Raw genomic sequence first — 18,933 nt, forward strand, 5'->3', positions numbered from 1 at the left:
CTTGCTGAAGCTGATGCGCTGGTTGATGCTGAAGCCGATGCACTTGTACTTGCTGAAGCTGACGCGCTAGTGCTTGCTGAGGCCGACGCACTTGTTGACGCTGAGACTGACGCGCTAGTGCTTGCTGAGGCCGATGCACTTGTTGATGCTGACTCAGAAGCTGATGTGCTTGCTGAAGCCGACGCGCTTGTACTTGCTGAAGCTGACGCACTTGTCGATGCTGAAACTGATGCGCTGGTTGATGCCGAAGCCGATGCGCTGGTTGATGCCGAAGCCGACGCGCTTGTACTTGCCGAGGCTGATGCACTTGTGCTTGCTGAAGCTGATTCTGATTTATATACTTTGTCAGAAACTGTTTTATCTTGGTTATAAACAGTTGGTGCATACGGTTGTCTACCAGACGCTACTTTAGCATTATCCTTATAGTAGACCGTTGCAACACCATCAGGAGCCACTTCAATACTTGAAATACGATCGCGACCGTTTGGAATCACATTATCATGAGCTTTTCTAATTTCTTCTTTAACTTTTTCTTTATCAGCATCCGTTAAAGCATTCTTATTCTTCACTTCAGTAACAGCGATTGCCGGTTTCTTGAATAAGTTTTCCAATTTATCCTGCTGGACTCCAAAGTTCTCAGAAGTCTTATTCCCACTTGGATCAGTCGCCTCAACCTGACGATTCCATTTATTAGAATCTTTATAAGTAAGATTACTATTTGCAGTAGCTGTCACAGTAATAGTCGTACGATCATCACTAGTCGTTGTAGTAATATTTGAAATATTACCACTACCCCATTCACTTCTACCTTCAAAGAAATCTGTTAAGTCCTTACCATTCCCTTGCATTTTCAATGAAGCAAGTTTACCACTATTATCTTTACCAGTAAAGGTTACCTCAATCTTATCTCCTGCATAGAATTTATAAAGCCCTGCGCTATTTTTTTCCGGTACTTTTCCATTAACCTTAATAGTGTAAGTAACAGTTGGTGCTACATTTTCTTTAGTAATACTCGTAGAAGTTAGGTCAGAAGTAAGAGTCTCTGTGCCTCCAGCAGGAGTCGTTACAACTTTCTCTTGTTTAACCGTTACATCGCCTGTAGGCAACAAGCCATTATTGGTATCAGTAATCCGTTTTAAATCAGACGGTCCAAATGTCACACTTGTCCCAGTAGATGTTTTAGTAAAGGTTTCGGTACCAATGGTTAAAGTGACTGTTGCTCCTGGTATTACATCTGTAACTGTAATACTACGATTCGGCAGACCTCCTTGTAGCTTCACTTGATCATCCGCGATTTTTGGTGGGTTTGGTCTAACTTTGATGGTTACAGGGACGATTGCATGACTATTATCCGCAGTTTGAGCTCCTTTTGGCAAGGTAACTTTAACATTATGAGTATAAACACCTGGATTAGCAACACTTGGAGTTGTTACCCAAGCATAAGTGGTTGTAGTAGCTGGCTCTGGACCACTAGGCATCGGAACCGAAGCAGAGTCTTTTATTGCGTTGCCTGGGTTATCAATAATACCCTCCAAAGAATCTGTTTTCCCGACTGTTGTCTCATAAACTTTCTTAGCTACCGGATCAACTACTGTGTACTCAAAAGTTGTCTCGCTCTTCAAAGCACGAGCAGGATCCGACTCAGCTCCAAAGCGACCTGTTGGATAGACGGCCGTCACAGTATAAGTCGTCTTGTGACTTACAGGATCCGGCCACTTTGATTCCTCCTTGGTTGTATACCATACTTCACCAAATTTTTCTTTTCCAACAGCGGTTACCTTTTCTTCACCTGTACCATTTAAACGATACTTATAGAACCATTTAACATCACTGTTGGCCTTCAAATCATTTAGATTTGTATATCCCTCTATATCTCTACCATACGGATTAGCCCAACCTCCGTCGACTCTACTGAGATTAGCTCCTTTCGTTCCTTTAAACGCAAAGAACTTGCCTGTGACTCCGTTCGCGGTTTTTGCCTCAATCTTTGGATAGACATGATAATTAACCGTTACATCATCAAACGAACCATCCGAATATGTGACACGTGCAACAGCACTCTTTGTTCCAGCAGTCGAATTATCAATAGCAGTCTTCCAGGTAACCGTTGCATCTGCTGGTAAAGCTTTTCCACCTTTAAGTTGAACAAAATTAGCTGCATTATTCAAATCGTTAGCTCTTTCACCAACATAAGTATAAAGCGTATCCACTTTAGCAACCGCAGTATACTTCTCAGTTTGATCCTTGACAACAAACTTAACATAACCTTCGTTATTATCAGTTTTATTTGATGTATTCTGGTTATCTGTAGCTACAAGTTTACGTTCAGTATATTGTCCACTTCTCAAACCTTTATCCAGAGTACCTGTCAAGGTAATCGTGGCATTAGCTTGGTTTGTCGTAGAATTGATGGTATTAGAGCGTGTTACCCCTGTAAAACCACCATAGTTAGTAGCAGTTCCATTACCAGCGCCATCCTCGCTTCCATTAACTTTAGTAAGCTTCAATGAATTGATGTTTCCTGAATCATCCGTAGCTTTTAGGGTAATATTGACCGGCTCACTACGATAAAGATAAATTTCTTTTGTTGCCTGATTGTCATAAAGAATGACTAACTTAGGACGTTCATTAACTGTTACTGACGGTAGAATTGGATTACTACGTGTGGTATCTTTGTAAATAATCGTCGCTGTTCCATCTGGCTGAACTTCAATATCATCGATACGATGAGTTGCCTTGTCATTTTTGGCATAGATAGCAACTTTAACAGCATTTTTCTCATCAGGTGTTAGATTATTCTTATCCACAACAGGCGTGAAGTCAGGATTTTTTATAGCGAATTCTGGTTCATACTTATAACGTTCGTTCAAGGCACGTTGCTTGATAAAGAAATTCCCTTTATTCAAATCACCAGCTTGCGTATAGTTTCCAGCCTTATCTGTTGCAACAGCATTTCTACGCCAATGATTCCCTGTAGCAAAGGGTAAATCATCTTTTAGGTGACCCGTAGCAGTAATATGAGCAGGACTAGATGTAGTCGCAACGATTTCGCCATTCGGATCTGAAAGAGAAGTAGCCGAACCTGTACCATATCTAGCGTCTCCAAATATATTTCTAGCCATCTCTTCAGCAGGTCTGAAATTATCTGATTCTGGAACAAGTTTAAATTCTCTCAATTTGCCCTTATTATCGGTCGCAGTCATATTGACTGTGAAATCATCACCCGCATAGATGTAGTAATAATTGTTACCATCGCTACCTTTTTCTGGAGCAACAGTCTTTCCACCATCACGTGTAACCGATACAGAAACGTCAGGAATTTCTTTTTCTTTTTCTAAGGTTGCATCGATTGTACTTGTAGAACCATCACGATAAGTAACCGTTATTGTACCATCTGTTGCAACATCAATTTTAGATTTAGTACCGGGATAAGATAATGTAATACTTCCATCTGCATTTGTAATCACTTGACCTTTTGATACATCTGGAGCAATATCCCCATTTTTTTGCAAATCTGTTGAATTATGTGAATTTTTAATAAATTTATTATAAACTTCCTTCACTTCATCAGGTGTTAAATGGTTCAAATCGGAAACTTGAACAATATCGCCACTTTGAATATCATGGCGTTCATTAAAACCTTTGATATAGTAACCAATATTTTCAGCAGCTTGCTTTTTGGCAACATCCTCTGTAGCGAAGCGGTAAATATAAGTTTTTCCAACTTCTGCAGACGCGTTATTCCCACCAATTATCCCTCTTAATGTAGTATTAACTTGTTTAGCTCCTAATCCCTCATCATTTCGAGGTCCTAAGTACTCTATACCTGGGATAACATTCCTATTCTCTATATTAAACTTCTTGATGGGCATTTTCCCATCCCAAATTGCAGATATCGTATCATTAATAGTATCTCCATTAAAGACTTCTTTGTATATGTCCGCTATCTGAAATCGAAGTTTTGACCCTTGACTAGTACTAGTAACTTGCTGTCTATATCCTGTTGAAAAACTGATCGGTTGTACAGTTGATGCGTTCCCTGGAGTGTCTTGATACACTGGAGCAGAACTTGTCTGAACCTGCATATTTGCTGTAGCTGTTGAGACGTTTTTATCGTATTTAACCTTTACGACAATAGTTCCATCCAATTGTCTTTCAGCACCATGCCTATAACTATAAACAATTTCAGACCCTCTAGCATAAGTCTTATCCATGTTATTTCCGTTATAAGTAGCACTTTGAACATGGCCTCCTTTACCAACATCGATTTTAACACCAATATGTGATAATGGTGTTCTAGAATCCACTGACATTGTATATGTAGCAATACCAGTATTTCTATCGAAATCAATCCGAGGTTGACTAACAGTTATTCGTCCATCTGACTGTGCTTCTCTCCAGCTTGCTCTAAACGAACTGCCACGAAACATTGGTTTGCCATTCCGTATATCACGCGCACCTGAATTGACTCTCAACACAGTATTAGCAATCGAATTACGAGCAGAGGTCGCTAGTTTTACAGTTTCTGTCAAATCTGCCTTAGGATTAGCAAGGGCTGCCTCGATAGCAGTCACCGCAGCGTTCACTTTCGCTATAGCTGCATCACTATTAGGTAGACCGACCGCTTTTGCTAGGTACTCACCCATTTCAGCTGAAAGTTTCGTAAGTTTCTTACGATTTTCATCCTGTTGTTTAGCTGAAACTTCCGATGTTGCTATGGCACCAGCAGTCACTCCTGCCAAACTACTTATTTCTGCATTCGTATCATCCAAACCTTTTTCCAATTTAGCTGATGCCAATACAGGAGCACCTAGCTTAGAGGTAGATAACCCTTCTTTAGCCAACTGACTCTCTTTTGACACAGAGTCTGCTTCTTCAGAAGTCTCAGAAGCAGTAGTAGAACGTTCACTATTGACTGAAGCCACCATCGACTGACTAGCGCTTACAGAGGTACTTGCTGAGGCACTAGCAGAAGTTGATGCGCTTTCTGAAGCACTTGTTGACATACTAGCAGAAGAACTAACACTAGCTGATAGACTAGTGGAAACTGATTCTGAACTAGATACACTCCCACTTACTGAATGAGACTGACTTGCCGAATTTTCAGCATCTACTTTTGCAGTTGTGCCAAGAACAACTGTATCATGCGTTGCTAGAGCATCTGAACTATCTAACGTTTTTTCAAGAGCTACCGCTTCGTTTGCAAAAACTTTTGTCTGAGTAGCAACAGCCCCACCTAATACGGCACCTGTTGCTGCAATACCTCTTATAATATCAAGACCTGTAATGGCTTGATTTGTTTGGTCTTCTACTACTTCGGTCATCACTTGAGTAGTATCTACACCACCACGCAAAACCTTGAACAAGCCAAAAAGAGAGGTTGAGGCTCTCAACCAATGCTTACCGGATTTAATCAATTTATACCGAGTCACACGATCAGTTTCGCGATATTGACCCTTTTGACGTCTGAAAAACATTTATTTTTTCCTCCAAAAAGTGCTACAGTAGTTAGCTTAATGCAATCGGTTCCTATTATACACAAATCGTTATATTAAGTCAACTTATTTTGTAGTGTATTTTGCTAAAAAAAAAAAAGCATTTTCTGCTTGATTTTTCATGGAGGTTCCATTGACAACTACAGTTAATATACTATCAAACCGAATCCCTCATTGACTGGGCTATAAAAAAGAGAAATCCATTATTTTTGCCGACGAATGCGTGATGCTTATCTAAAATCAAAAAGAGCATCATTTTTCTTCGCATAGACATATATATTGTATGTTATTCAAGGAACCCTTCGCTACTTTCATTAAAATTAAGAGATAGTAAATTTCAAAATATATAGTTTAACTAGGATATTTTTCGAGCAGGCTGGCAAGAAAAAAGGTTTACTTTGATTTTAATTGACTATTAGAAAGTCAAGTAGCTAGACTCACTAACCCTTACAAAAAATTCCACAATGCCATAACATTCGCAGGATTTTCTTAATAAGAAATTTAGATAAAGCACTAATAGTAGTTACTGATTCAAGACCAAGACATCAAACTTGGCAAGTCAACTTGCAAGTCGCCACAAGGAAAAAGCCCAAGAATTGATAGCATTCCTGGACTTTTCTTATTAATGGCGTGTAGATAAAATTACACAGCGCTTACCCATCTACACAAAGTTAGTAAAGCAGGTCGCTAGACAGCTTTCTAATCGTTACGACGGAAAGTTTTACGAAGCGATATCATTCGCGGACTCTGCCTAGCGAAGCATTTAGGTAAACCGGTTGTTAAATTACGACACTGAGTTACATTTTTTCTTCCAACTCTACATCTGGATACTTATCTGCAAACCAGCGGAGGGCAAAGTCATTCTCAAAGAGGAAGACTGGTTGGTCGAAACGGTCTTTGGCTAAGATATTTCGGCTTGATGACATCCGTTCATCCAAGTCCTCAGGCTTGATCCAACGAACAGTCTTTTTACCCATTGGGCTCATGACCACTTCCGCATTGTACTCGCCTTCCATACGGTGTTTAAAGACTTCAAACTGAAGTTGACCTACAGCACCCAGCATATACTCACCTGTTTGGTAATTCTTATAAAGCTGAATGGCTCCTTCTTGAACCAATTGCTCGATTCCCTTGTGGAAGGATTTTTGCTTCATGACATTCTTAGCAGAAACTTTCATGAAAATTTCAGGTGTGAAGGTTGGCAGTGGTTCAAATTCAAACTTGTTTTTTCCAACTGTCAAGGTATCCCCAACCTGATAAGTACCTGTATCGTAAACCCCGATAATATCACCTGCTACAGCATTGGTCACATTCTCACGACTTTCCGCCATAAACTGAGTCACATTCGACAGTTTAGCCCCCTTACCAGTACGAGGCAGATTGACACTCATGCCACGCTCAAATTCACCTGACACGATACGGACAAAGGCAATACGGTCACGGTGGCGAGGGTCCATGTTGGCTTGGATTTTAAAGACAAATCCTGAGAAATCCTTGTCATAAGGATCCACAATTTCGCCATCTGTTTTCTTATGCCCATGTGGTTCAGGAGCAAACTTAAGGAAGGTCTCAAGGAAGGTCTGCACCCCAAAGTTAGTGAGGGCTGAACCGAAGAAGACAGGCGTCAATTCTCCAGCAAGGATTGCTTCCTCTGAGAACTCATTCCCAGCTTCATTTAAAAGTTCAATATCATCCTTGACTTGCTCATAGAAAGGATTGCTGCCAAAAAGCTTGTCTCCATCTTCTAGACTGGCAAAACGCTCATCCCCCTTGTAAAGTTCCAAGCGTTGGTTATAGAGGTCATACAAGCCTTCAAAGGCTTTCCCCATCCCGATTGGCCAGTTCATCGGATAGCTCGCAATGCCCAAAACTTCTTCCAATTCTTGCAAGAGGTCCAGCGGCTCACGACCATCACGGTCTAGCTTGTTCATAAAGGTAAAGACTGGAATGCCACGGTGCTTCACAACCTCAAACAATTTCTTGGTTTGAGCCTCGATCCCCTTGGCAGAGTCCACGACCATGACCGCAGCATCCACCGCCATCAAGGTACGATAGGTATCTTCTGAAAAGTCCTCATGCCCTGGTGTATCTAGGATATTCACGCGCTTACCATCGTAGTCAAACTGCATAACAGATGAAGTAACGGAAATCCCACGTTGCTTCTCGATATCCATCCAGTCAGACTTGGCAAAAGTCCCTGTTTTCTTTCCTTTTACGGTACCAGCCTCACGAATTTCGCCCCCAAAGTAGAGCAACTGCTCGGTGATGGTTGTTTTCCCCGCGTCAGGGTGGGAGATGATGGCAAAGGTACGACGTTTCTTAATTTCTTCTTGAATATTCATAAGTTCTCTTTCTTTGATTCTCTATTTTTCTTGTTTCAATAGCTAAGAATGATTTCTACATTGGATTTTACCATTCCTTTCAACACTCCATTATATCGGATTTTGCCATTTTTTTCAATTTCTATTTCTTTTCAGCTCCCCCTCCCTTATTTATAGGAAAATATGGTAAAATAGAACAGACTAAAAATCATCATTTCACGAAAGGATGCAAGATGAAAATTACGCAAGAAGAGGTAACACACGTTGCCAATCTTTCAAAATTAAGATTCTCTGAAGAAGAAACTGCTGCCTTTGCGACAACCTTGTCTAAAATTGTTGACATGGTTGAATTGCTGGGCGAAGTTGACACAACCGGTGTCGCACCTACTACAACTATGGCTGACCGCAAGACCGTACTCCGCCCTGATGTGGCCGAAGAAGGAACAGACCGTGATCGCTTGTTTAAAAACGTACCTGAAAAAGACAACTACTATATCAAGGTACCAGCTATCCTAGACGATGGAGGAGATGCCTAATGACTTTCAACAATAAAACCATTGAAGACTTGCACAATCTCCTTGTTTCTAAGGAAATTTCTGCAACAGAATTAACCCAAGCAACACTTGAAGATATCAAGTCTCGCGAGACAGCTATCAACGCTTTCGTCACCATCGCTGAAGACCAGGCTCTTGCTCAAGCTAAAGCCATTGATGAAGCTGGAATCGATGCTGACAATGTCCTTTCAGGAATTCCACTTGCTGTTAAGGATAACATCTCTACAGACGGCATTCTCACAACTGCTGCCTCAAAAATGCTCTACAACTACGAGCCTATCTTTGATGCGACTGCGGTTGCCAATGCAAAAGCCAAGGGTATGATTGTCGTCGGAAAAACCAACATGGACGAATTTGCCATGGGTGGTTCAGGTGAGACTTCACACTATGGTGCCACTAAAAATGCTTGGGACCACAGCAAGGTTCCTGGTGGATCATCAAGTGGTTCTGCCGCAGCCGTAGCCTCAGGCCAAGTCCGTTTGTCTCTTGGATCTGATACTGGTGGTTCTATCCGCCAACCTGCTGCCTTCAACGGGATTGTTGGTCTCAAACCAACCTACGGAACAGTTTCACGTTTCGGTCTCATTGCCTTTGGTAGCTCATTAGACCAGATTGGACCTTTTGCTCCGACTGTTAAGGAAAATGCTCTCTTGCTCAACGCTATTGCCAGCGAAGATACCAAAGACTCTACTTCTGCTCCTGTCCGAATTGCCGACTTTACTTCAAAAATCGGCCAAGACATCAAGGGTATGAAAATCGCTTTGCCTAAGGAATACCTTGGTGAAGGGATTGACCCAGAGGTTAAGGAAACCATTCTGAATGCTGCTAAGCACTTTGAAAAATTGGGTGCTATCGTTGAAGAAGTTAGCCTTCCTCACTCAAAATACGGTGTTGCCGTTTACTACATCATCGCTTCATCTGAAGCTTCATCAAACTTGCAACGTTTTGACGGTATCCGTTACGGCTACCGCGCAGAAGATGCGACTAATCTTGATGAAATCTACGTAAATAGCCGTAGCCAAGGTTTCGGTGAAGAAGTTAAACGTCGTATCATGCTTGGTACATTCAGCCTTTCATCAGGTTACTACGATGCCTACTACAAGAAAGCTGGACAGGTCCGTACCCTCATCATCCAAGATTTCGAAAAAGTCTTTGCGGATTATGACTTGATTTTGGGACCAACTGCTCCTAGTGTTGCCTATGACTTGGATTCACTCAACCATGACCCGGTTGCCATGTACTTGGCTGACCTCTTGACCATCCCAGTCAACTTAGCTGGTCTCCCAGGAATTTCGATTCCAGCTGGATTCTCTCAAGGTCTACCTGTCGGTCTGCAATTGATTGGTCCTAAGTACTCTGAGGAAACCATTTACCAAGTTGCTGCTGCCTTTGAAGCAACAACAGACTACCACAAACAACAACCCATGATTTTTGGAGGTGATAACTAATGAACTTTGAAACAGTCATTGGACTTGAAGTCCACGTAGAGCTCAACACCAATTCAAAAATCTTCTCACCTACTTCTGCCCACTTTGGAAATGACCAAAATGCCAACACCAACGTAATTGACTGGTCTTTCCCAGGAGTACTTCCGGTTCTCAATAAAGGTGTTGTCGATGCCGGTATCAAGGCTGCTCTTGCCCTCAATATGGACATTCACAAAAAGATGCACTTTGACCGCAAGAACTACTTCTACCCTGATAATCCTAAAGCCTACCAAATTTCTCAGTTTGATGAGCCAATCGGTTACAACGGCTGGATTGAAGTCGAGCTAGAAGACGGTACGACTAAGAAAATCGGTATCGAACGTGCCCACCTAGAAGAAGACGCTGGTAAAAACACCCACGGTACAGACGGCTACTCTTACGTTGACCTCAACCGCCAAGGGGTACCTTTGATTGAGATTGTATCTGAAGCCGATATGCGTTCGCCAGAGGAGGCCTATGCTTATCTGACAGCACTCAAGGAAGTTATCCAGTATGCTGACATTTCTGACGTTAAGATGGAAGAAGGTTCTATGCGTGTGGATGCCAACATCTCCCTTCGCCCTTATGGTCAAGAAAAATTCGGTACCAAGACTGAATTGAAGAACCTCAACTCCTTCTCAAACGTTCGCAAAGGTCTTGAATACGAAGTCCAACGCCAAGCTGAAATCCTTCGCTCAGGTGGTCAAATCCGCCAAGAAACACGCCGTTACGATGAGGCTAACAAGGCAACCATCCTCATGCGTGTCAAAGAAGGTGCTGCAGACTACCGTTACTTCCCAGAACCCGACCTACCACTCTTTGAAATCTCAGACGAGTGGATTGAGGAAATGCGTACTGAATTGCCAGAGTTTCCAAAAGAACGCCGTGCTCGCTACGTATCTCAACTTGGTCTATCAGACTATGACGCTAGCCAGTTGACTGCAAATAAAGTCACTTCTGACTTCTTTGAAAAAGCTGTTGCCCTCGGTGGTGATGCTAAACAAGTCTCTAACTGGCTCCAAGGTGAAGTCGCTCAATTCTTGAACGCAGAAGGTAAGACGCTGGAACAAATCGAATTGACACCAGAAAACTTGGTAGAAATGATTGCCATCATCGAAGACGGTACTATCTCTTCTAAGATTGCCAAGAAAGTCTTTGTCCACTTGGCTAAAAATGGCGGTGGCGCGCGTGAATACGTTGAAAAAGCAGGTATGGTCCAAATCTCAGATCCAGATGTCCTAATTCCAATCATTCATCAAGTCTTCGCAGAGAATGAAGCAGCCGTTGCCGACTTCAAATCAGGCAAACGTAATGCAGACAAGGCCTTTACAGGCTTCCTCATGAAAGCAACCAAAGGCCAAGCCAACCCACAAGTCGCCCTTAAGCTGCTTGCCCAGGAATTGGCGAAGTTGAAAGAAGATTAATATGTAAAAGAAACCAGCCCTGAGGTTGGTTTTTTCGCTCCTACCATGTCCCAATAACTATTTTGGCTTTATTTCCAGAAGATTTTATGGTAAAATGAAGAGTAATAATATTTATTAAAGAGGTAAAAACATGATTGAAGCAAGCAAATTGAAAGCTGGTATGACATTTGAAACTGCAGACGGAAAATTGATCCGCGTTTTGGAAGCTAGCCATCACAAACCAGGTAAAGGGAACACAATCATGCGTATGAAATTACGTGATGTCCGTACTGGTTCTACTTTTGACACAAGCTACCGTCCAGAAGAAAAATTCGAACAAGCTATTATCGAGACTGTTCCAGCTCAATACTTGTACAAAATGGATGAAACTGCCTACTTCATGAACACTGAAACTTACGACCAATACGAAATCCCAGTCGTAAACGTTGAAAATGAATTGCTTTACATCCTTGAAAACTCTGATGTGAAAATCCAATTCTACGGAACTGAAGTAATCGGTGTAACTGTACCAACTACTGTTGAATTGACAGTTGCTGAAACACAACCATCTATCAAGGGTGCTACTGTTACAGGTTCTGGTAAACCAGCAACTATGGAAACTGGACTTGTTGTCAACGTTCCTGACTTCATCGAAGCTGGACAAAAATTGATCATCAACACTGCAGAAGGAACTTACGTTTCTCGTGCCTAATCTCTAGAAAGAGGTCATTCTATGGGAACTGAAGAACAATTTGGCGAAATCGTTATCGCTCCACGTGTACTTGAAAAAATCATTGCCATCGCAACTGCTAAAGTTGATGGTGTCCATTCATTTTCAAATAAATCCGTATCTGATACTCTATCAAAACTCTCTCTTGGTCGTGGCGTCTACTTAAAAGAAAGCAACGAAGAACTAACTGCTGACATCTACCTCTATCTTGAGTACGGTGTGAAAGTACCAAAAGTTGCTCTTGCTATTCAAAAAGCGGTCAAAGATGCTGTCCATGATATGGCTGATGTGGAACTTTCTGCTGTCAATATCCATGTTACAGGAATCGTTCCAGATAAAACACCTAAACCAGAGTTGAAAGATTTATTTAACGAGGACTTCCTCAATGACTAGTCCATTATTAGAATCTAGACGCGAACTTCGTAAATGCTCTTTTCAAGCTCTTATGAGCCTTGAATTCGGTACAGATATGGAAACGGCTTGTCACTTTGCCTACACACATGACCGTGAAGATGCAGATGTGCAAATCCCTGCCTTTCTTTTGAACTTGGTTTCTGGCGTTCAAGCTCAAAAAGACGAGTTGGATAAACAAATCAACCAGCACCTCAAGTCAGGCTGGACAGTTGAACGCTTGACCTTGGTCGAAAAAAACTTGCTACGCTTGGGTATCTTTGAAATTACATCATTTGATACACCCCAGCTGGTAGCAGTCAATGAAGCTATTGAACTTGCCAAGAATTTTTCAGATCAAAAATCAGCCCGCTTTATCAACGGACTGCTTAGCCAATTTGTAACTGAAGAAAATGAATAATCGAAAAGGTGTTTGGTCTTCCAAGCACTTTTTGACTTTCCCCTCTGCACAGAGTAATACTCTTCGAAAATCTCTTCAAACCGCGTCAACGTCGCCTTGCCGTACTCAAGTACAGCCTGCGGCTAGTTTCCTAGTTTGCTCTTTGATTTTCATTGAGTATAAGAAGCACATAAAAACTAGAACTGGCAGTCAGTTCTAGTTTTTATATTAGTATTTTCTAAATCGTTGGTAACGTTCTTCCAACAACTCTTCTAACGGTTTTTGTAAAAGTATAGCTAGCTCATCTTGGAGTTCTTTTTTGACACTCTTAATCAGTTCTTTACTAGAAAGTCCTGCTTCAGAAATCACCTTGTCTACCACGTCCATTTCTAGCAGTTCATGTGATGTGATTTTCATCAACTCTGCTGCTTCCATGGCACGAGTTCCGTCCTTCCATAGAATGGAAGCAAAGCCTTCTGGGCTGAGAATGGCATAGATAGAATTTTCCAGCATCCAAATACGGTCTGCGACTGCTAGAGCCAGAGCCCCACCTGAACCACCTTCACCTATAATGATGGCGATAATCGGAACTTTCAGGTCACTCATTTCCATGAGATTGCGAGCAATAGCTTCTCCCTGTCCACGTTCTTCCGCTCCGACACCAGGATAAGCACCTGCAGTATTGATAAAGGTCACAACTGGACGACCAAACTTTTCAGCCTGTTTCATCAAACGTAGGGCCTTACGGTAGCCTTCTGGATGCGGTTGACCAAAATTCCGCTTGAGGTTATCTTGTAAACTCTTGCCTTTTTGGATACCAACCACTGTTACAGCTTGCTCTCCAAGCCAGCCAATACCACCAACAACTGCACCATCATCTCGAAAAGAACGGTCACCGTGTAATTGGATAAAGTCATCAAAAATGCCTGCCGCAAAGTCCAAGGTTGTCAAGCGACTCTGCTCACGCGCTTCTCTGACTATTTTTGCAATATTCATCTTGGACTCCCTCCGTGCAATCTGACTAGGCTTGCAATCGTATCTGGCAAGTCTCTTCTTTTAACGATAGCATCCACAAATCCATGCTCCAATAGGAATTCTGCCTTTTGGAAATCCTCAGGCAAACTTTCACGAACCGTGTTTTCAATGACACGACGCCCAGCAAAACCGACCAAGCTCTGTGGTTCAGCTAAAATGATATCGCCTTCCATAGCGAAAGAAGCTGTTACACCACCTGTCGTTGGATCTGTCAAAATGGTCAGGTAAAAGAGACCAGCATTTGAATGCCGTTTAACCGCTGCAGAAATCTTGGCCATCTGCATGAGGCTCATGATTCCTTCCTGCATACGGGCTCCACCAGAGGCTATGAAGAGGGTAACTGGCAATTTTTCGACAGTCGCATACTCAAACAAGCGAGTGATTTTCTCACCTACAACCGTACCCATAGAAGCCATGATAAAGTTAGAATCCATAATCCCAAGAGCCACAGTCTGACCTTTTATAAGAGCTGTTCCTGTCACAACAGCTTCATCCAGACCTGTTTTTTCACGCATAGTTGCTAGTTTCTTTTGATAACCAGGGAAATGCAAGGGATCCTTGCTTTCAATCCCTGTAAACAATTCCTTGAAGGTTCCCATATCAATCGTCAAAGCCAAGCGTTCTTGGGCAGAAATACGAAAGGTATAGCTACAGTGCGGACAGATACGTTCACTTCCCAGATCCTTCTGATAAATGGTATGCTTACAACCCGGACACTGGGAAAATAATTCATCTGGAACCTCTGGCTTAGCTTGAGGTTTTTCCCTAACCGAACGATTGGGATTGATTCGAATATACTTATCTTTTTTACTAAATAGAGCCATTGATTCCCCTTTTCGGTCTAAACTCTTGAAGTCATTTTATTCTTTTTCTTGATACTTGGGTAAAAAGGTTTCCATCAAGAAGGAAGTATCATAATCCCCAGCAATGACATTGCGATCTGAAATGAGGTCAAGCTGGAAATCTGCATTGGTCTGCACCCCTTCAATCTCTAATTCATAGAGGGCACGTTGCATTTTCATCAGGGCGTCAAAACGATTTTCTCCATGAACGATGATTTTAGCAATCATACTATCATAATAAGGTGGAATGGTATAGCCTGGATAAACTGCTGAATCCACGCGCAAGCCAACTCCACCACTTGGCAGATAGAGATTAGTAATCTTACCTGGACTAGGAGCAAAGTTAAAGGCTGGGTTTTCTGCATTGATCCGACACTCGATGGCATGACCTCGTAGGACAATATCTTCTTGCTTAACAGACAGAGGCTGACCTGCCGCAATGCGAATCTGTTCCTTAACGATATCCACACCTGAAACAAACTCTGTTACTGGATGCTCTACCTGAACACGTGTATTCATTTCCATGAAATAGAATTTACCACTTGCTTCATCAAGAAGAAATTCAATGGTTCCTGCATTCTCATAGCCAACAGACTCTGCAGCTCGAACAGCAGCCGCACCGATTTCATGACGCAGCGTTTTTCCGATTGCAATCGAAGGACTTTCTTCCAAAACCTTTTGGTTATTTCGTTGAAGAGAACAATCCCGTTCCCCCAAGTGAATCACATTTCCGTGTTCATCTCCTAGGATTTGAACCTCGATGTGACGAGCTGGATAGATAACCCGTTCTATATACATGGCACCATTGCCATAATTGGCCTTAGCTTCACTTGAGGCTGTTTCAAAGGCTGAAACAAGATCTTCTGGTTTTTCAACCTTACGAATCCCTTTACCGCCACCACCTGCTGAAGCCTTGAGCATAACAGGGTAGCCAATTTTTTCAGCAACAATCAAAGCTTCCTCAGAGTTATGCACTTCTCCATCTGAACCTGGAATGACAGGCACACCTGCTTTTATCATCTGAGCACGCGCATTGATTTTGTCTCCCATCATATCCATGACATGACCAGATGGGCCGATAAACTTAATCCCCACCTCTTCACACATGGTTGCAAATTTGGAATTTTCACTGAGAAATCCAAAACCTGGGTGAATGGCTTCTGCCTCAGTCAAGACTGCAGCTGATAGAACCGCATTAATATTGAGATAAGACTCAGTTGCCTTACCAGGACCGATACAAACTGCTTCATCTGCCAAAAGCGTATGCAGGGCTTCCTTATCAGCAGTTGAATAAACCGCCACCGTCGCAATCCCCAGTTCACGCGCAGCACGGATAATACGAACCGCAATTTCACCACGATTGGCAATTAAGATTTTTCGAAACATAGAGAACCTCCTTAGTTCCCTATTGCAAAGGTAAGAGTACCACTAGCTGCAAGCTTGCCATCCACTTCAGCCTTTGCTTCAACCACAGCAATCGTGCCACGACGTTTTACAAACGTTGCCGTCATAACTAATTGGTCGCCTGGTACAACTTGCTTCTTGAACTTAACCTTGTCCATACCAGCGTAAAAGACCAGTTTCCCCTTATTTTCAGGTTTTGACAACTCCAAGACACCAGCTGTTTGCGCCAATGCTTCCATGATCAGAACACCTGGCATAACTGGATATTGAGGGAAATGACCGTTAAAGAAGGGCTCATTGATGGTCACATTTTTGATGGCAACTATGGTATCCTCGCTCACTTCCAACACACGGTCCACTAGGAGCATAGGATAACGGTGGGGAAGGGCTTCTTTAATTTCTTGAATATCGATCATTTGATACGTACCAATCCTTTACCAAACTCAACCATTTCTTCGTTAGAAACGAGAATTTCCGTTACCACACCATCCTTAGGTGCTGGAATTTCATTCATGACTTTCATGGCTTCGATAATAACTAATGTTTGGCCTTTTTTAACACTATCACCAACTGAAACGAAGGCAGGTTTATCTGGACCAGCAGCCAAGTAAGCCACACCAACAAGTGGGCTCTCTACAACATCTCCCTCAGCAGCTACACTTGTTTCAGCTGGAGCTTGAACTTCTTCTGCTACAGGCTCTGCTGGAGCAGATGTAGGAGCCACTGGACTTGGTGTTGCTAGAACGGGCGCTGGAGCGACTTGAGCTGCAACTTCGGATACGAGTCTAGCTTCATTCTTGCTAAACTGTAACTCATCCGTCCCATTTTTATAAGAAAATTCTCTCAAACTTGATTGGTCAAATTGGGCCATCAAGTCTTTAATATCGTTTAAATTCATAGTTATTCATTCTCCCAACGTTTGAAAGCAAGAACTGCATTGTGGCCACCAAAACCAAAAGTATTTGAAATAGCGTATGGAATTTCTTGCTCCAAGCCTTGTCCATAAACGACATTGGCTTCTATATAGTCTGATACTTCGCTTGTCCCAGCTGTCATTGGTACAAAGTTATGACGCATGGCTTCGATTGTGACGATAGCTTCTACCGCGCCTGCAGCACCCAGCAAATGTCCTGTGAATGATTTGGTTGATGATACAGGCACTTCCTTACCAAGAACAGCTACGATCGCACCACTTTCTCCTTTTTCATTAGCAGGAGTTGACGTTCCGTGAGCATTGACATAGGCTACTTGCTCTGGGGAAATCTCAGCTTCTTCCAAGGCTAATTTGATGGCCTTGATAGCTCCCTGACCTTCTGGATGTGGTGAAGTCATGTGGTAGGCATCACAAGTATTTCCGTAACCAACTACTTCGGCAAGGATAGTAGCCCCACGTTTTTCCGCGTGTTCAAGACTTTCAAGAACCAACATCCCTGAACCTTCACCCATGACAAAACCATTACGGTCCTTATCAAATGGAATAGAAGCACGAGTTGGATCCTCTGTAGTAGAGAGAGCTGTTAGGGCTTGGAAACCAGCAATAGCAAAAGGTGTGATAGAGGCTTCTGAACCACCTACCAACATAACATCTTGGAAACCAAACTTAATTGAGCGGAAAGCATCCCCAATCGCGTCATTTGATGAAGCACAGGCAGTATTGATGGATTTACAAACACCGTTTGCTCCAAAACGCATGGCAACATTTCCTGAAGCCATATTTGGCAAGGCTTTTGGAAGGGTCAATGGTTTCACACGTTTTGGTCCTTTGTCATGGAGTCGAAGCACTTGATCTTCAATTTCCTTGATTCCACCAATACCAGAGGCAACGATAACACCAAAACGATCTTTATCAAGAGTCTCCACATCAAGACCTGCATGATTAACGGCTTCTTGGGCTGCATACAAGGCATATAAAGAATAGTTATCGAAACGATTGGTATCTTTCTTAACAAAGTATTTATCAAAAGGAAAATCTTGGATTTCTGCTGCATTATGCACATCAAAGTCACTATGATCAAATTTTGTAATTGGACCAATTCCGATTTTTCCATTTGTCAAACTACTCCAAAATTCTTCTGGTGTATTTCCGATTGGAGATGTTACTCCATAACCTGTTACTACTACGCGATTTAGTTTCATCTTTTCACCTCTAGCTTCTGCTACATACTTAAGCCACCATCAATGGCAACCACTTGACCAGTTAGATAATCTTGGCCTGCTAAAAATACTGTCAAATCTGCAACCTGTCCTGCCTGCCCAAATGCTTTCATAGGAATTTGCGCTAGCATGGCATCTTTTACCTTGTCTGATAGAACAGCTGTCATATCGGACTCAATCATTCCCGGTGCGATAGCATTAACCCTGATATTGCGATTGGCCACTTCACGCGCCACAGACTTGGTAAAACCAATCAAGCCAGCCTTAGAAGCCGCATAGTTAGCCTGACCAATATTTCCCATCAAACCAACAACACTAGACATATTAATGATAGCACCTTCTCTAGCTTTCATCATCGGTTTTAAGACTGATTGTGTCATGTTAAAAGCGCCAGTCAAGTTAACCTTGAGCACTTTTTCAAAATCCGCTTCTGTCATCTTGAGCATCAGGGTATCTTGGGTAATCCCTGCATTGTTGACCAAAACATCTACTGAACCCAGCTCTACAATAGCTTGATCAACCATACGCTTAGCGTCTGCAAAATCGGATACATCTCCTGAAATGGGAACTACCTTGACACCATAGTTTGAAAACTCAGCGAGCAATTCTTCTGAGATAGACCCACGACTGTTTAAGACGATGTTGGCTCCTGCTTGAGCAAACTTGTGGGCGATGGCAAGACCAATACCACGACTCGAACCTGTAATAAAGATATTTTTATTTTCTAGTTGCATTCTTT

15 protein-coding genes are annotated in these 18,933 nt (G+C 42.3%); 6 read left to right on the forward strand and 9 right to left on the reverse strand.

From position 1 onward, the window contains the following. Both O3650_RS02965 and O3650_RS02970 read right to left on the reverse strand, forming a co-directional pair. The coding region (locus O3650_RS02965) for an accessory Sec-dependent serine-rich glycoprotein adhesin (protein WP_371491569.1) at positions 1–5,477 on the reverse strand (5,477 nt) is incomplete at its 3' end. A gap of 815 nt (positions 5,478–6,292) precedes the next feature. Beyond that, positions 6,293–7,837, reverse strand: coding sequence for a peptide chain release factor 3 (locus tag O3650_RS02970; RefSeq protein WP_001025437.1), 1,545 nt, complete (start codon positions 7,835–7,837; stop codon positions 6,293–6,295). A gap of 212 nt (positions 7,838–8,049) precedes the next feature. Between O3650_RS02970 and gatC the strand changes: the two genes are divergently transcribed. The 6 genes from gatC (at position 8,050) to nusB (ending at position 12,780) form a co-directional block, all read left to right on the forward strand. Beyond that, complete coding sequence (gene gatC, locus O3650_RS02975; RefSeq protein ID WP_000705419.1) at positions 8,050–8,352, forward strand: Asp-tRNA(Asn)/Glu-tRNA(Gln) amidotransferase subunit GatC; 303 nt, start codon at positions 8,050–8,052, stop codon at positions 8,350–8,352. Further along, positions 8,352–9,818 carry an Asp-tRNA(Asn)/Glu-tRNA(Gln) amidotransferase subunit GatA gene (gene gatA / locus O3650_RS02980; protein WP_261074645.1) on the forward strand — a complete coding sequence of 489 codons (1,467 nt, stop codon included), beginning with the start codon at positions 8,352–8,354 and terminating at the stop codon, positions 9,816–9,818. Before gatC ends, gatA begins: the two co-directional genes overlap by 1 nt. Then, complete coding sequence (gene gatB / locus O3650_RS02985; protein WP_261074644.1) at positions 9,818–11,260, forward strand: Asp-tRNA(Asn)/Glu-tRNA(Gln) amidotransferase subunit GatB; 1,443 nt, start codon at positions 9,818–9,820, stop codon at positions 11,258–11,260. Before gatA ends, gatB begins: the two co-directional genes overlap by 1 nt. Positions 11,261–11,390: 130 nt before the next feature. Beyond that, entirely contained in the window at positions 11,391–11,951 is a 561-nt protein-coding gene (efp, locus tag O3650_RS02990) for an elongation factor P (protein ID WP_000568643.1), read from the forward strand. 21 nt (positions 11,952–11,972) lie between these two features. Further along, positions 11,973–12,362: an Asp23/Gls24 family envelope stress response protein gene (locus O3650_RS02995; protein WP_000536307.1), complete on the forward strand. Its 390-nt coding sequence runs from the start codon at positions 11,973–11,975 to the stop codon at positions 12,360–12,362. Continuing rightward, positions 12,355–12,780 carry a transcription antitermination factor NusB gene (gene nusB / locus O3650_RS03000; protein ID WP_203176686.1) on the forward strand — a complete coding sequence of 142 codons (426 nt, stop codon included), beginning with the start codon at positions 12,355–12,357 and terminating at the stop codon, positions 12,778–12,780. Before O3650_RS02995 ends, nusB begins: the two co-directional genes overlap by 8 nt. Before the next feature lie 207 nt (positions 12,781–12,987). Here the strand turns inward: nusB and O3650_RS03005 are convergent, their stop codons facing one another. The 7 genes from O3650_RS03005 to fabG are packed head-to-tail and all read right to left on the reverse strand — an operon-like array spanning position 12,988 to position 18,928. Further along, positions 12,988–13,755, reverse strand: coding sequence for an acetyl-CoA carboxylase carboxyl transferase subunit alpha (locus tag O3650_RS03005; RefSeq protein WP_064276626.1), 768 nt, complete (start codon positions 13,753–13,755; stop codon positions 12,988–12,990). After that, a complete protein-coding gene (gene accD / locus O3650_RS03010) occupies positions 13,752–14,618 on the reverse strand; it encodes an acetyl-CoA carboxylase, carboxyltransferase subunit beta (RefSeq protein ID WP_371491573.1) in 867 nt (288 codons plus the stop codon). Before accD ends, O3650_RS03005 begins: the two co-directional genes overlap by 4 nt. 36 nt (positions 14,619–14,654) lie before the next feature. Next, the gene (gene accC / locus O3650_RS03015) at positions 14,655–16,022 is read right to left on the reverse strand and encodes an acetyl-CoA carboxylase biotin carboxylase subunit (RefSeq protein ID WP_172934073.1); all 1,368 of its coding nucleotides are present in this window, start codon (positions 16,020–16,022) and stop codon (positions 14,655–14,657) included. A gap of 11 nt (positions 16,023–16,033) precedes the next feature. Beyond that, positions 16,034–16,456, reverse strand: a complete 423-nt coding sequence (gene fabZ / locus O3650_RS03020) for a 3-hydroxyacyl-ACP dehydratase FabZ (RefSeq protein ID WP_050129038.1) — start codon at positions 16,454–16,456, stop codon at positions 16,034–16,036. After that, the gene (gene accB / locus O3650_RS03025) at positions 16,453–16,938 is read right to left on the reverse strand and encodes an acetyl-CoA carboxylase biotin carboxyl carrier protein (RefSeq protein WP_261074643.1); all 486 of its coding nucleotides are present in this window, start codon (positions 16,936–16,938) and stop codon (positions 16,453–16,455) included. The genes fabZ and accB overlap by 4 nt, the downstream gene beginning before the upstream one ends. 2 nt (positions 16,939–16,940) lie before the next feature. Further along, complete coding sequence (gene fabF, locus O3650_RS03030) at positions 16,941–18,176, reverse strand: beta-ketoacyl-ACP synthase II (RefSeq protein ID WP_261074642.1); 1,236 nt, start codon at positions 18,174–18,176, stop codon at positions 16,941–16,943. A 20-nt stretch (positions 18,177–18,196) separates the two neighbouring features. Next, positions 18,197–18,928, reverse strand: coding sequence for a 3-oxoacyl-[acyl-carrier-protein] reductase (gene fabG, locus O3650_RS03035; RefSeq protein WP_261074641.1), 732 nt, complete (start codon positions 18,926–18,928; stop codon positions 18,197–18,199). Positions 18,929–18,933: the final 5 nt, after the last annotated feature.

This window comes from Streptococcus sp. 20925_1_24, from assembly GCF_041432335.1.
Lineage (GTDB): Bacteria > Bacillota > Bacilli > Lactobacillales > Streptococcaceae > Streptococcus > Streptococcus mitis_BM.

Excerpts from the sequence above, each read along its gene's own strand:
- gatB (WP_261074644.1), top strand. The coding sequence starts at position 9,818 with ATGAACTTTGAAACAGTCATTGGACTTGAAGTCCACGTAGAGCTCAAC.
- O3650_RS02970 (WP_001025437.1), bottom strand. The coding sequence starts at position 7,837 with ATGAATATTCAAGAAGAAATTAAGAAACGTCGTACCTTTGCCATCATC.
- fabZ (WP_050129038.1), bottom strand. The coding sequence starts at position 16,456 with ATGATCGATATTCAAGAAATTAAAGAAGCCCTTCCCCACCGTTATCCT.
- gatA (WP_261074645.1), top strand. The coding sequence starts at position 8,352 with ATGACTTTCAACAATAAAACCATTGAAGACTTGCACAATCTCCTTGTT.
- O3650_RS02995 (WP_000536307.1), top strand. The coding sequence starts at position 11,973 with ATGGGAACTGAAGAACAATTTGGCGAAATCGTTATCGCTCCACGTGTA.
- accD (WP_371491573.1), bottom strand. The coding sequence starts at position 14,618 with ATGGCTCTATTTAGTAAAAAAGATAAGTATATTCGAATCAATCCCAAT.
- gatC (WP_000705419.1), top strand. The coding sequence starts at position 8,050 with ATGAAAATTACGCAAGAAGAGGTAACACACGTTGCCAATCTTTCAAAA.
- accC (WP_172934073.1), bottom strand. The coding sequence starts at position 16,022 with ATGTTTCGAAAAATCTTAATTGCCAATCGTGGTGAAATTGCGGTTCGT.
- efp (WP_000568643.1), top strand. The coding sequence starts at position 11,391 with ATGATTGAAGCAAGCAAATTGAAAGCTGGTATGACATTTGAAACTGCA.
- fabG (WP_261074641.1), bottom strand. The coding sequence starts at position 18,928 with ATGCAACTAGAAAATAAAAATATCTTTATTACAGGTTCGAGTCGTGGT.
- O3650_RS03005 (WP_064276626.1), bottom strand. The coding sequence starts at position 13,755 with ATGAATATTGCAAAAATAGTCAGAGAAGCGCGTGAGCAGAGTCGCTTG.
- accB (WP_261074643.1), bottom strand. The coding sequence starts at position 16,938 with ATGAATTTAAACGATATTAAAGACTTGATGGCCCAATTTGACCAATCA.
- fabF (WP_261074642.1), bottom strand. The coding sequence starts at position 18,176 with ATGAAACTAAATCGCGTAGTAGTAACAGGTTATGGAGTAACATCTCCA.
- nusB (WP_203176686.1), top strand. The coding sequence starts at position 12,355 with ATGACTAGTCCATTATTAGAATCTAGACGCGAACTTCGTAAATGCTCT.